General features: G+C 46.9%; 12 protein-coding genes and 1 riboswitch. Of the genes, 7 read left to right on the forward strand and 5 right to left on the reverse strand.

The genetic code is table 11. The features are described from left to right. Positions 1-5: 5 nt before the first annotated feature. Positions 6-1,178, forward strand: a complete 1,173-nt coding sequence (locus CSD97_RS12495) for an iron-containing alcohol dehydrogenase (RefSeq protein WP_098032469.1) — start codon at positions 6-8, stop codon at positions 1,176-1,178. Positions 1,179-1,258: 80 nt separating this feature from the next. On the opposite strand, the gene CSD97_RS12500 is transcribed toward CSD97_RS12495, so the two are convergent. After that, positions 1,259-2,833 (reverse strand): Rne/Rng family ribonuclease, encoded by a 1,575-nt coding sequence (locus tag CSD97_RS12500; protein ID WP_005826752.1) that lies wholly within the window; start codon positions 2,831-2,833, stop codon positions 1,259-1,261. A gap of 235 nt (positions 2,834-3,068) precedes the next feature. Continuing rightward, positions 3,069-3,344 carry an HU family DNA-binding protein gene (locus CSD97_RS12505; RefSeq protein WP_005826750.1) on the reverse strand — a complete coding sequence of 92 codons (276 nt, stop codon included), beginning with the start codon at positions 3,342-3,344 and terminating at the stop codon, positions 3,069-3,071. A gap of 157 nt (positions 3,345-3,501) precedes the next feature. Here CSD97_RS12505 and mutY point away from each other — a divergent pair, with 157 nt between their 5' ends. The 4 genes from mutY to CSD97_RS12525 all read left to right on the forward strand — a co-directional run bounded on the left by mutY (position 3,502) and on the right by CSD97_RS12525 (position 7,102). Then, positions 3,502-4,542, forward strand: a complete 1,041-nt coding sequence (gene mutY, locus CSD97_RS12510) for an A/G-specific adenine glycosylase (RefSeq protein WP_008663717.1) — start codon at positions 3,502-3,504, stop codon at positions 4,540-4,542. 72 nt (positions 4,543-4,614) lie between these two features. After that, positions 4,615-5,070: a single-stranded DNA-binding protein gene (gene ssb / locus CSD97_RS12515; protein ID WP_005826745.1), complete on the forward strand. Its 456-nt coding sequence runs from the start codon at positions 4,615-4,617 to the stop codon at positions 5,068-5,070. Between the two features lie 23 nt (positions 5,071-5,093). Further along, on the forward strand, positions 5,094-6,443 hold the full coding sequence (gene gldE / locus CSD97_RS12520) for a gliding motility-associated protein GldE (RefSeq protein ID WP_005826743.1): 1,350 nt from the start codon (positions 5,094-5,096) through the stop codon (positions 6,441-6,443). A 29-nt stretch (positions 6,444-6,472) separates the two neighbouring features. Beyond that, a complete protein-coding gene (locus CSD97_RS12525) occupies positions 6,473-7,102 on the forward strand; it encodes a 4'-phosphopantetheinyl transferase superfamily protein (RefSeq protein ID WP_098032470.1) in 630 nt (209 codons plus the stop codon). 5 nt (positions 7,103-7,107) lie between these two features. Here CSD97_RS12525 and CSD97_RS12530 read toward each other — a convergent pair whose 3' ends face one another. The 3 genes from CSD97_RS12530 to CSD97_RS12540 form a co-directional block, all read right to left on the reverse strand. Next, positions 7,108-8,481 (reverse strand): tryptophanase, encoded by a 1,374-nt coding sequence (locus tag CSD97_RS12530; protein ID WP_016273374.1) that lies wholly within the window; start codon positions 8,479-8,481, stop codon positions 7,108-7,110. 272 nt (positions 8,482-8,753) lie between these two features. Next, positions 8,754-8,955, reverse strand: a riboswitch (cobalamin riboswitch). 327 nt (positions 8,956-9,282) lie between these two features. Continuing rightward, the gene (locus CSD97_RS12535) at positions 9,283-11,076 is read right to left on the reverse strand and encodes an ATP-binding protein (RefSeq protein ID WP_005835971.1); all 1,794 of its coding nucleotides are present in this window, start codon (positions 11,074-11,076) and stop codon (positions 9,283-9,285) included. After that, on the reverse strand, positions 11,051-11,740 hold the full coding sequence (locus tag CSD97_RS12540; RefSeq protein ID WP_005835972.1) for a response regulator transcription factor: 690 nt from the start codon (positions 11,738-11,740) through the stop codon (positions 11,051-11,053). The genes CSD97_RS12535 and CSD97_RS12540 overlap by 26 nt, the downstream gene beginning before the upstream one ends. A gap of 288 nt (positions 11,741-12,028) precedes the next feature. On the opposite strand from CSD97_RS12540, the gene CSD97_RS12545 reads away from it, so the two are divergent. Together CSD97_RS12545 and CSD97_RS12555 are read left to right on the forward strand one after the other, a co-directional pair. Beyond that, positions 12,029-13,225 carry a hypothetical protein gene (locus tag CSD97_RS12545; protein WP_005835974.1) on the forward strand — a complete coding sequence of 399 codons (1,197 nt, stop codon included), beginning with the start codon at positions 12,029-12,031 and terminating at the stop codon, positions 13,223-13,225. Positions 13,226-13,748: 523 nt separating this feature from the next. After that, positions 13,749-13,948, forward strand: a 200-nt coding sequence (locus CSD97_RS12555) for a DUF4372 domain-containing protein (protein ID WP_143272422.1), incomplete at its 3' end; no start/stop codon positions are given.

Raw genomic sequence — 13,948 nt, forward strand, 5'->3', positions numbered from 1 at the left:
ATACAATGAATAATTTTGTTTTTTATAGTCCTACAGAGTTTGTCTTTGGCAAGAATACTGAAGTGCAAGTCGGTGCATTGGCGCGTAAGTATGGTGCACAAAAAGTGATGATAGTATATGGAGGCGGTTCTGTTGTACGGAGTGGTCTGCTGGATAGGGTGAAGCAATCCTTGCAGGAAGCCGGTGTGGCTTATTGCGAAATGGGAGGTGTCCAGCCCAATCCCATTGACGGGAAGGTATACGAAGGTATTCAGCTTTGCCGTCGTGAGCAGGTGGATATGATGCTTCCTGTGGGAGGTGGTTCGGTCATAGATACGGCAAAGGCCATTGCTGCCGGAGCCCTCTATGATGGGGACTTCTGGGATTTCTTTATCGGTCGTGCCAAGGTGGAGAAAGCGTTGAAAGTAGCCGTGGTGCTGACTATCCCGGCTGCCGGAAGCGAGGGTTCGGGCAATACGGTAATTACCAAGACAGAGACACTCCAAAAACTGGGTCTCTGTGCCCCCGAGCATTTGCGTCCCGTATTTTCCATCATGAATCCTGAACTGACCTACACCCTCCCGGCTTATCAGACGGCTTGTGGCATTGCCGACATGATGGCCCACATCATGGAGCGTTACTTCACGAATACACCGGATGTGGAAATCAGCGACCGGCTTTGTGAAGGCACCTTGACAGCTATCATTAAAGAAGCTTACCGGGTGAAACAGCAATCGGACAACTATGCCGCGCGTGCCAACATTATGTGGTGTGGCACTGTGGCGCATAACGGAACTTGTGGGGTAGGGCGTGAGGAAGACTGGGCATCCCATGCACTGGAACATGAAATTAGTGCTATCTATGATGTAGCCCACGGTGCCGGCTTGGCTGTAATCTTTCCTGCCTGGATGGCTTTTATGGCGGAACATAATCCGGCAAAGATAGCCCAGTTTGCCCATCGTGTTTTTGATATACCCAAGTCCGAAGATTTGGAAGAGATGGCTTTGGCAGGTACTGCCCGACTGAAACACTTTTTCCGTTACATGGGCTTGCCGGTTAGCTTTAAGGAGTTGGGTATCGAGCATCCCGATATAGACCGTATGCTCGTCAGTCTGCGGCGCAATAAAGGCGAACTGCTTGGCAACTACGTGAAGCTGACCATGACTGATTGCAGGGAAATCTATCGTTTGGCTTTATAGCGGAAGGCATGTTTGGGGAGAGCTCCCCCAAAGCAAGAGATAAAAAAGACGGCGAAGATAAATACCCTTCGCCGTCTTTTTTATTTGATTTCGATTTCTTCCTTCATGTCTATCTCTTCCCCTTGCAGGTCGTAGAATACATATTCCAGGAATGCTAATTTCTGGTTTGGAATAATCTTGATACCGAATCCGTACTTCATCTGCCACTTCCGTTTCAGGGAGACGAGTCCCTGATTGACGTAGGCTGCGATGTACGGGTGGATGTGTAACGAGAATTTCTTTATCTTCAATTTGTTGACCAGATAGTCAATCTTACTCTCTAAGGTGTCCGTAAAGAGGATGGACGATTTGATGGTGCCTTTACCGAAGCAGGTGGGACAGGTTTCCGTCGTATTTACATCCATAGCCGGGCGTACACGCTGGCGTGTAATCTGCATCAGTCCGAATTTACTGAGCGGCAGGATGTTGTGACGTGCTCTGTCTTTCTGCATGTTGGCACACATACGTTCGTAAAGCTTCTGTCGGTTTTCGGCTTCATTCATGTCGATGAAGTCCACCACGATGATACCACCCATATCCCTTAGTCTGAGCTGGCGTGCCAGTTCGTCGGCTGCACCCAGATTCACTTCCAGTGCGTTGGCCTCCTGCCCGTTGGCATTCTTGGTGCGGTTACCGCTGTTCACGTCTACTACGTGAAGCGCCTCAGTATGCTCAATAATCAGGTAGGCACCACTTTTGTATGAAATGGTCTTGCCGAATGACGACTTGATTTGTTTGGTGATACCAAAATTGTCGTAAATGGGGAGTTGACCTTTGTACAGCTTCACGATTCCTGCCCGTTCAGGGGCGATGAGGGTTACGTAATCCTTGATTTCGTGGTACACAGCCTCGTTGTTCACGTGGATGTTTTCGAAGGAAGGATTGAACAAGTCGCGCAACAGTCCTACGGCACGGCTGGTTTCTTCGTAAATCAGTGTCGGAAATTTGGTGGCCTTCTGTACTTTTGTAATGGCATCTTCCCAATGTTTCAGTAATACTTTAAGCTCTCCGTCGAGCTCGGCAACACGTTTTCCTTCGGCCACGGTGCGGACGATGACGCCGAAGTTTTTCGGCTTGATACTCATCAGCAGTTGCTTGAGGCGTGCGCGCTCTTCGCTCGATTTAATTTTTTGTGATACGGAAACCTTGTCATTGAAGGGAATCAGCACGAGGTATCTTCCGGCAAAGGAAAGCTCGGAAGTCAGTCGCGGCCCTTTGGTAGAGATAGGTTCCTTGACAATTTGCACCACTACTTCTTGTCCCACCTTGAGTGTGTTGGAAACCGTTCCGTCCTTTTCAAGGTCGGGAAGTATGGTTGCTTTGGTAATGGGATTCAGCTTCTTCTTGTCGCTTAAAGTTTGCTTTACGTACTTCTCTAACGAGTTAAATTGAGGACCCAGGTCCAGATAATGAAGAAAAGCGTCTTTCTCGTAACCCACGTCCACGAAGCAGGCATTCAGGCCGGGCATCAATTTCTTGACGCGTCCCAAATACATGTTGCCCACCGAAAAGGAGATGTTTCTTCCTTCGCTCTGGAGTTCCACCAGCTGCTTGTCTTCAAGCAGTGCAATGGATACCTCTTTGGGCTGTACGTCTACAACGAGTTCGCTTGTCACAATAATTGGCTTTTAAATGATTCAATTTACTACTTAAACAAAGAACAAACCCGCGAGACATTTTGCTTCACAAGTTTGTTCTTTATTTTGTCCTTCAGACTAAAAATTACTTTTTGCTTTTATGTCTGTTCTTTCTTAGTCTTTTTTTACGCTTGTGCGTAGACATTTTATGTCTTTTTTTCTTCTTTCCGCTTGGCATAGCTTCAAAATTTTTATGGGTTAATACTATTGTTTATTATTTCTTCACTGAGAGGGTGAACGTTTTTGCAGGCTTAAATGCCGGAATGTTATGTTCCGGAATGATTATTGTAGTGTTCTTGGAGATGTTGCGAGCAGTTTTCTGGGCTCTTTTCTTCACTACAAAACTACCAAACCCGCGGAGGTAAACATTTTCATCTTTGGATAAAGATGCCTTTACTGCGTCCATGAATGCTTCAACGGTTGTAAGTACGGTTGTCTTATCAATTCCGGTGTTCTTTGTAATTTCGTTTACAATATCAGCTTTAGTCATTTTTCTTTAAAAAAAATATTATTACTATAGTTTTCCTAATTTTTTGGACTGCAAATATATAGCTTTTCCGTGGCTCTAAAAAATATATTTCGGACAATTTTCTAAAAAAGTCTTGGCATTAAGCTTTGTTAGGCTGAAAATGAAGTATTTTTGCAGCATGAATATTTTTAGCGGAACATTGTTGGACTGGTATGCGGAGAACAAACGCGACCTTCCGTGGCGAAATACCACGGACCCTTATCTGATATGGATTTCTGAAATCATCTTACAACAGACAAGAGTGGCGCAGGGGTATGAGTATTTTCTGCGTTTCATAAAACGCTTCCCGGATGTGGTGTCGCTGGCTGCTGCGTCCGAGGACGAAGTGATGAAATATTGGCAGGGCCTGGGGTACTATTCGCGTGCCCGCAACCTGCATGCCGCAGCCAAAAGCATGAAGGGGACATTTCCGAAAACCTATGCAGAGGTACGTGCTTTGAAGGGAGTGGGGGATTATACGGCAGCGGCCATCTGCTCCTTTGCCTATGACATGCCTTATGCGGCGGTCGACGGGAATGTGTATCGGGTGCTTTCCCGCTATTTCGGCATTGATGTTCCCATTGATTCTACCGAAGGGAAAAAGACTTTTACCGCTTTGGCGGGAGAGGTGCTCGATAAATCCAGGCCGGCAGATTATAACCAGGCAATTATGGACTTCGGAGCCGTGCAGTGTACGCCGCAGTCGCCCAACTGTCTGTTTTGTCCTTTGTCCGGCAGCTGCCGGGCATTGTCTGAAGGAAAAGTGCAGCAACTGCCCGTGAAGCAGCACAGAACCAAGACCACCAACCGCTATTTTAATTATATATATGTACGCATGGGCGCGCATACCTTGATACATAAGAGGACGGAGGACGATATCTGGAAAAATCTCTTTGAATTGCCTCTGGTTGAAACGGAAAAAGATTTATCCGAAGAGGAATTTCTGGCATGTCCGCAGTTTCATGCGCTGTTTGCAGAGGGAGAGGTGCGGATGGTCCGTACACTGCTTCGGGGGGTGAAACATGTATTGTCCCACAGAGTGATTTACACCAACTTCTACGAGGTTACTCTGCCCGATAATTCGAGCTCCTTCTCAAGTTACCAACGGGTTGCAGTCGAAGATTTGGGTCGTTATGCGGTGCCCCGCCTTATACATGCTTTCTTGGAGAAATATGTATAAAAGTTGTTTGTATTCTTGCATGGTGTGAATATTCTCGTTAATTTTGGCAGCAAATTAATAAAATAGAAGCTTATGTCAGTAAATAAAGTGATATTGATAGGAAATGTGGGACAAGACCCTAAAATAACCTATTATGAAGGTGGAAACTGTGTTGCCCAGCTTTCTTTGGCCACTACGGAGAAAGGATACACTTTGCAGAATGGTACGCAGATTCCGGACCGTACCGAATGGCATAACCTGATATTCCGTGGCCGTTTAGGCGAAATCGTTGAGAAATATGTGCATAAAGGCGATAAGCTTTACGTGGAAGGTAAGATACGTACCCGTTCTTACGATGACCAGGGAGGCATCAAGCGTTATGTGACTGAGATATTTGTCGACAATATGGAGATGCTGACTCCGAGAACGGCAACTCCCGGTGCTGGCCCTTATGCGCCGCAGGCGGGAGCCGCCCCCCAGCCACAACAACCAGTACAACCGCAGGCTGCCCCTGCACAAGATAACCCGACGGACGACTTGCCGTTCTAATTGTTTAACTAAAACCAAAATCTTTGGACCCAGACGCTTATTTATGCCAGTTGGCAGATGTTTTTAACGGTATATCCGTACAGACTCCTTCTATTTCGGCCGTTGTAGCCATTGTGTTGGCAGGTTTGCTTTTGCTTGTTTCCGGTTTTGCATCAGCTTCCGAAATAGCCTTTTTCTCTCTTTCTCCGTCAGACCTGAATGCAATAGCGGAGAGAAAGCATCCTTCGGATGAGAAAATCAGTAATCTGCTGGACAACAGCGAACGTTTGTTGGCAACGATTCTGATTACGAACAACTTCGTGAATGTAACCATAATCATGCTCTGCAACTTCTTCTTTATGAATGTGTTCCAATTTCATTCTCCCATTGCAGAGTTCCTCATTCTGACAGTAGTCCTTACATTTTTGCTGTTGCTTTTCGGTGAAATCATGCCTAAGATATATTCGGCTCAGAAGACGCTGGCTTTTTGCCGCTTCGCCGCTCCCGGTATCACGTTTTGCCGTTCCGTATTCTATCCGATGGCATCCATGCTGGTGCGTTCCACTTCTTTCCTGAACAAGCATATGGTCCGCAAGAACCATAACATATCGGTCGATGAACTCTCGCATGCGTTGGAGCTGACCGACAAGGCAGAGCTTTCGGAGGAGAATAATATTCTGGAAGGTATCATCCGCTTTGGCGGGGAAACGGCCAAGGAGGTCATGACCTCTCGCCTTGATGTGGTGGACCTGGATATCCGTACCCCTTTCAAAGATGTGGTGAAGTGCATCGTAGAGAATGTCTACTCCCGTATTCCCATCTATGCGGATAGCCGTGACAATATCAAGGGGGTACTTTATATCAAGGACTTGCTACCCCATCTGAACAAAGGGGATAATTTCCGTTGGCAGTCGCTTATCCGGCCCGCCTATTTTGTGCCCGAAACCAAGATGATTGATGATTTGCTGCGCGATTTCCAGGCAAACAAGATTCATATAGCCATTGTGGTCGATGAGTTCGGTGGTACGTCGGGCATTGTCACCATGGAGGACATTATTGAGGAGATTGTGGGCGAAATTCATGACGAATACGATGATGAAGAACGTACATATGCCGTACTGAATGACCACACTTGGGTATTTGAAGCCAAGACCCAGCTGACTGATTTCTATAAAATAACGAAGATAGACGAGGAAACGTTCGATGAGGTGGCAGGGGATGCCGATACGCTTGCCGGACTTCTGCTGGAACTGAAGGGGGAATTTCCTGCTCTCCATGAAAAGGTGACCTACGGCCGTTATGAGTTTGAGGTGTTGGAGATGGACAACCGCCGTATCCTGAAAGTGAAGTTCACAGTAAATGCCCCGGCAGAACCCAACTCTTCTTCCCTTTAATTTTTAATTATTAATTTTTAAATTGTTCCGTGCCCCTCTTCTTGCAACATACCGCTCTTCCCAGTCGATGGGGAATTTGGAAAACGGAGGAATCTCCGGAGGAATTGCTGGCCATGCTTCCTCATCAGGAAGTATACCGGGAAGGTATGCGGCGCTTCACCGCGGCACACCGCCGTTTGGAGTGGCTGGCTGTCCGCGTATTGCTTTATACTCTGTCGGGAGAAGAGAAAGAGATTGCCTATCATCCCAGTGGGAAACCTTATCTGGCGGATGACTCCGCCTCTCTCAGTATTTCGCATACGAAAGGTTATGTGGCTGTTGTCTTGGGATTGCCGGGTCGGGAAGTGGGTGTTGACATCGAGCAGTATGGTGAGCGGGTAAGGAAGGTGGCACATAAATTCATGCGCGAAGATGAACAGCCATCCGTGTTTCGCGGAACCGACACTTGGTCACTGTTGCTGCACTGGTCGGCTAAGGAGACCATGTTCAAATGCCTGAATGCTTCCGAGGTTGATTTTCGCGGGCACATGCGCATTCTGCCTTTTGCTGTAAATGAAAGCGGCGTATTCTCCGCCGAAGAATATCGTACGGTGGAGAAACGCCGGTTCACTATTCATTATTATTTGTTTCCGGATTTTGTCTTGACATTGAGTCTGTAAATCTCTTACAGCCTTTCCAGTTGTACCGTGAAGTGTCTCATCAACGGAGCTTCCCAGGTGATGCGCACTCCGCGGGTAATACTTTCCCGTTTGTCATATACATTTTTCAAAGCGGCTGCCACCACATCCATGTGGTTGTCGGTATACACGCGGCGGGGGATGGCAAGCCGAAGCAAGTCCAGGCCGTTGAAGCGGTTTTCGCGGGTCACCGGGTCGCGGTCTGCCAGCAGATACCCGATTTCGCAGCCGCGTATGCCTGCTTCCAGATAGAGCTCAGCGGTCAGTGTTTGTGCCGGGAATTCTTCTTTGGGCACATGTGTCAGCACTTTGGGGGCATCCACAAATATGGCATGGCCGCCTGCGGGACGTTGGTAGGGTATCCCGTACTCATCCAGTTTCATGGCTAGATAGCCCACCTGGTGAATGCGGGTTTCCAGATTGTCAAATTCAGTATTTTCATCCAGGCCGATGGCAAGGGCGTTCATGTCACGACCGTTCATGCCTCCGTAAGTAAGGTAGCCTTCGAACTGCACGCAGAAGCCTTTGGCACCTTCATACCAGTCTTTCCGGCGGGTGGCTATGAATCCGCCCATGTTGACAATACCGTCTTTTTTGGCACTCATCGTCATACCGTCGGCAAGGTCAAACATCTCGCGGGTAATTTCCTTTATGCTCTTGTTGCGGTAACCTTCTTCTCTCATTTTGATGAAGTAGGCATTTTCCGCAAAGCGTGCCGAGTCAAAGAGAACGGGCTTGCCGTACTTGTCGGCAATGGCGCGGACTTCGCGCAGGTTCTGCATGGAAACCGGCTGGCCGCCTGCAGTGTTGTTGGTTATGGTGACGATGACGAACGGTATCCGTTCGCTATGTTCCTGTAATGCTTTTTCCAGTTTTTTAGGGTCTACATTGCCTTTGAAGGGAATTTCCAGCTGTGTCTGTTTGGCTTCGTCTATGGTGCAATCCAGAGCCAATGCCCGGCGTCCCTCGATATGTCCTTTGGTGGTGTCGAAGTGGGAGTTTCCCGGCACAATGTCGCCCTCGTGCACCAGATAGGAGAAGAGTACATTTTCGGCAGCGCGTCCCTGGTGGGTGGGGATAATGTATTCAAATCCGGTGAGGCGGGTGATGACTTCCTTCAGTTTGAAGAATGAGGTGGCTCCGGCATAGCTTTCGTCACCCAGCATCATGCCTGCCCATTGGCGGTCGCTCATGGCTCCGGTGCCCGAGTCGGTGATGAGGTCGATATAAACTTGTTCCGATTTGAGTTGGAATACGTTGTAGTGGGCCTCTTTCAGCCATTGTTCGCGTTCCTGGCGGGTACTTTTGCGGATAGGTTCCACCATTTTGATTTTCCATGCTTCGGCAAATGGTAATTCCATAGACTCTGTATCTTTAATAATTTGACAATAGGTTAACGGATAAACCGATTATTGCGGTTTAATGTGCCGAATTTAGACAAAATCTATGTAATAACCAATTTAAATATGACTTTTTGTAATGTAAATGTCCGGACGAAATCACTTCGGCCGGACATCATCAAATAAACTTGGCAGAGTTTATTACCTTCTTTACTTTCTCTGAATTAGGTTTGATGAATGAAATGATGGACGGTTTGTCCGGCTCATTAGACTCAACGCTTTTTCCTCGAAAGCAATGATAAAGTATGCATGGCAGGTCTTCTGACTTGTTTCTGTTGCAGGCGCCTTCCCGGAAGAATATTCCAGTGGCATAGAGTAATTGTCTGCAACGTTGCACGAAACTTACAGCAGCGGGACTGTCCAGGATTTACACCTGATTCCCTTTTAATCGCTTTCCCAGAAGAGGGGGAGCGAACCAATGCATGACAAAGATACGGATTCTTTTTGAGAAAACAATTCTATGAGTGATAAATTTTCTTCCCCTCTCTCTTTCTTTTTGCCGACAAATTGGCAAGGTTTTGCCACCCTCTTGGCAAGACTTTGTCACCGCGTTGGCAAAACTTTGCCATAGGCATGGCAAAAGTTTGCCAAAAGCATGGCAATAGGTTGGCAAAATTACTCTCTGATTGATAGTGACTTAAGGCGATTTAAGCAATCCGTCATGTCGGTAAGGTGAAAAGATACCAATACAAGCCACACTTGCCACAAGAACCTTCTCCAGAGGTATGCAAAGCATTTTGTTTGGTGTGGTAAAACGGGCTGTTATCTCTCTTTTGCCAGTGTGAATACAAACTCCAGTCCTCCACCTTGGTTGTTTTTGGCAGAGATGGTGCCTCCGTGAATAAGGACTGCATTCTTCACTATGGCGAGCCCCAAGCCGGTGCCGCCCAACTTGCGCGAGCGTCCTTTGTCTACACGGTAGAAGCGTTCGAACAAACGGTTCAGATGTTCGGGAGAAACGCCGATGCCGGTATCGGCAAAACTGAAATAGTAGTAATTCTCGTCTTCGCGGAAACAACTGATGTTGATGTGTATGTTGGTGCCGGCATAAGCGATGGCGTTGTCCATGAGATTGCGGAAGATGGAGTAGAGTAGAGAGTAGTTGCCCCGCAACTGTATCTTCGGTTTTAGGGAATTGACAACGGTGATTTGCTTCTGTTCCAGTTCCAGGGACACTTCGTTGACGATGTTTGAAACCAGCATGCTGATGTCCACCTTTTCCATATCAATCATGTTGGCGGCTTCGTCCATGCGGGTCAGTACGGATATGTCGCGCAGCAGGCGGCTCAGGCGGTTGCTTTGCGCGTAGCAGCGTTCCAGGAAGACCTGCATCTTTTCGGGTGCAATGTTTTCGTTGTTCACGATGGTTTCCAGATAACCTTGTATGCTGCTTACGGGGGTTTTCAGCTCGTGGGCGATGTTCTGGGTCAACTGCCGTTTCAGCCGTACTTGCTCTTCTTCCTGGGTGATGTCGTTGATGGAAATTTCAAAGCTGAGGTCTTGGAAGATGATGCACTCCACGATGAAGGTGCGTCCGTTCTTGTTGATGTGTACGGACATCCTTCGTTCTTCGTTGTAGGAGGGGCGCTTCTGCGCCTTGTTGATGAAATCCGTTATCTTCTGGAATTCGCAGATGGAGAATATCTCTTCGGTAGCCTGCAGGTTGGAGTCTGAAATCAGATTGCCGTATTGGGTGAACAGATTGTTTACCAATATCTCCTTTTTGTCTCTGTTGAATACGCCCAGTCCTTCGCGGGAGGTTTGCAAATGGGTGATAAGCTTTTCGCGCTCAATGTAAAGCGCCTCTTTGGTTTCGCGCAGGCGCTTGTATATCTGTATGATATGCTGCGAAATCTCTCCAAGCTCATTGTGCGGGAAGGCGGCTTGTATGTCCATGTCTATGGGTTCGTTCTTGTCGGCCCTTTTGGCAAACTCGCGCAGGTGGTTGATGGCGCTGCCCAGTTTGGAGGTGAATTTGTAGAAGACGGATATCAGCAACAGTGATACAATGACCGTGAACCAGATGTAGTGTGGGTCGGCAGCCAGATTGTTCATCAGGTTGACGTTGTAGGGGAGGGCTGAACGGATGATGCAGCCTTCGTAGGCGGTGGCAGAATAGAAATAGGTCTTGCCGGTGGTTTCGGAGATGCGCCGCAGGTCATAGCCCTTGCCGTCTTTCAGCGCTTTCTGTACTTCGGGGCGTTTGATGTGGTTGTCCAGTTCATGGCTGTCGTTCTGGGAGCTGTCGAACAATACGTTGCCATGAAGGTCTACCACAGTGACGCGCAATTCCTTGTTCACATGCTTGGAGATGTAGCTGTCCAGCATGGAAGTCCATAGGCTGTCGGGGAGGTAGCGAAGCTCCTGGTGCAGTCTGTCGTTATAATCTTGCAGCTGCATGTCCAGCAGCTCCACTTTGTATTCCTTTTCCCGCTGATACTGGTAGGCGATGAAGCAGGCGGCGAATACGAGGAACAGCGAGATGACCGAAAGGAAAAGCTTCCGGCTGAAGGACAGAAAGTGTCTGTCGTTATTCGGCTTCGAAACAATAACCATATCCCAAGCGTGTTACGATACATTTGCCATAAACTCCGATTTTCTTGCGCAGACGTGTGATGTTCACGTCGATGGTGCGGTCCAGCACATATACTTCGTCGCTCCAGATGCGGTTCAGTATATCCTCGCGCGAGAATACGCGTCCTTTATTCTGCAAAAGCAGCAATAAGATTTCAAATTCTTTTTTGGTGAGCGGTGCCTCTTCGCCGTCAATGCAGACTTTCTTCTTGATGATGTCCAGTACCAGCGTCTTGTAGACAATCTGTTCCGGTGCATGTTCCGTTTCTCCTTGTCGGGTGCGTCTAAGTACGGCTTTGACACGTGCCGCCACTTCGCGCAGCGAGAAGGGTTTGGATATGTAGTCGTCCGCTCCCAGGTTGAAACCGGTCACGGTGTCATTTTCCGTATCTTTGGCGGTAATGAAGATGATGGGTATCTGGGCTGTCTTCTTGTCCTTCTTCAGCATGCTCGCCATTTTGAAGCCGGAAATTTCTCCCATCATCACGTCCAGCAGTAGCAGGCTGTAGCTGCCAATGTCCATTCTCAGAGCTTCTTCAGCGGAGTTTGCCGTATCCACTTCGTAGCCTTCGTTTTCGAGGTTGAACTTCAGAATTTCACATAAGTCTTCTTCATCGTCCACTACTAAAATCCGGTAATCGTTCATTGCTTTGTTGTTTATGTATGACAAGGATAAAACAATTCTCTTGTCACAAAGTTAAACTTTATTTCTTTTTATCGGCAAAAATAGTGCAAACCGAATGCAGAATTTTCATGTTTGCATGAAAACTTGTGCTGAGATGCAGGCCATTTCTACTTTCTGGGTACAAAAGTGAGGCTAATTTGTTACGGAATGATGAAACAAGTGTTACATTTGGGTTACATTAAATTCTCGTTTATCTAAAAGCCCTGTCACATATAAAATATTATCTTTGCTTCGTAAATATTGAATTGTATGAAAGAACTTATGTATATCAGGAGTTTCTCTAAAAGGCGTTTGCCGGTTATTGTGGGAACTCTGCTTTTAGTGATAATCGGCTCTGTCTGGCTGAATACGGCTCCTTTCCGTTCGGGCTTTGATATCGCGGATGAGCTGGGCGGTAATATATTCCCTTCCAGTATCCTTTCAGTGGCTACCACCGATGCTCAGGTCATAGTGCCGGTAGACTCCATGTATGTAGGTAATCCGAAGTCGTGCATCGCTGTCCGTGTCCGTTCGAGGAATGCTTATAGCCGGGTGCGGGTAGAAGTTGCGGAGACTCCGTTCTTTTCCCGTTCAGTGTCGGAGTTTGTGCTGGCAAAACCGCGTACGGAGTATATTATCTATCCTGATATCATATGGAATTATGAGGCTCTGAAGAATAACAACCAGGCGGAACCCATTAGTGTGGCCGTTATGGTAGAGATGAACGGTAAGGATTTGGGGCAGAGGGTGCGTACTTTTTCCGTTCGCAGCATTAATGAATGTCTGTTGGGGTATGTCACGAATGGTACAAAATTCCATGATACCGGCATCTTTTTTGCAGCATATGTAAATGAGGAGAATCCTATGATTGACAAGCTGTTGCGTGAAGCGCTGGATACGCGTATCGTCAACCGTTTTTTAGGCTATCAGGGAGGTGCCGAAGTGGTGGACAGGCAGGTTTATGCCTTGTGGAATGTACTGCAGAAGCGTAAGTTCCGTTATAGCTCGGTCTCCAATACGAGCCTTTCCAGCAATGTGGTCTTTTCACAGCGTGTGCGCACGTTCGATGACGCCTTGGAGTCCTCGCAAATCAACTGTGTGGATGGAAGTGTGCTTTTTGCTTCTCTGCTCCGTGCCATCAACATAGAACCTATATTGGTGCGCACCCCGGGGCATATGTTTGTAGGATACTACACGGATTCCAGTCATAAAGACATGAATTTCCTTGAAACGACCATGATTGGTGATGTGGATTTGGATGATTTCTTTCCGGACGAACAGTTGGATTCGACGATGGTGGGAAAGTCGCAGAACCAGATGTCGCGCATCACCTTTGACAAGTCCAAGGAGTATGCCAATAAGAAGTATGCCCAGAATAAGGAAGGTATTCATTCCGGCAAACTGAACTATATGTTTCTGGAAATATCCAAAGAGGTGAGAAGGAGAATACAGCCGATAGGGAAATGAGGCGTAGAATGCAAACAGCCGATTCTCACGAACCGGCCGTTCCAATCATCATCTATGAATGAAGACCGTTGAGAGGCTTCAATGAATTAAAACTGAACACTAGTGATTTCTATCATAAAATTTATCAGCGCTGAAAGTATATGTAGCAGGTGTATATGTCTCTTTACCCTCAGTGTCTTTTCTATTAACAATTGCCCTCTTGATTGTTGGATTTTCACGGTTTGCATTTCTCACACTCATGCTACGTGCTGTCATGAAATAATCTGTACCATTATATATGTCACCACTGATATGGAAATTCCACAACATGGAAAGAGACCAGTTTTTATAAGTGAAACTTGTATATATTAGTATTATGCTGAAAAATAAAATGTTAATGTAGATTATATATGGAATTTCACTACTGTCCCGTAAAAGTGGATAAATAGTTCTTTGAAATTATTGAAATATAGTCAATTACACGGTTTTTTGAAATGAAACGGACTTGATTTTGCAACTTTGCAGTCTAATACAAATGGCTGCTATGTTCCAAGACAAATACGTATTCTCTCAATTAACCGCTTTTCTGAACAGGACTCAGTTTAACAACTATGTTCGCAAGTATGGTGGCAACCGATATGTGAAACATTTCACTTGCTGGAATCAGATGCTCGCGATGATGTTTGGACAACTGAGTAACCGTGAGAGCCTGCGAGACTTAATCGTTGCTTTCGAGGCGCATAG

Origin of the sequence: Bacteroides sp. AR29 (assembly GCF_900217715.1) — a bacterium.
In the GTDB taxonomy this organism is placed as follows: domain Bacteria; phylum Bacteroidota; class Bacteroidia; order Bacteroidales; family Bacteroidaceae; genus Bacteroides; species Bacteroides uniformis.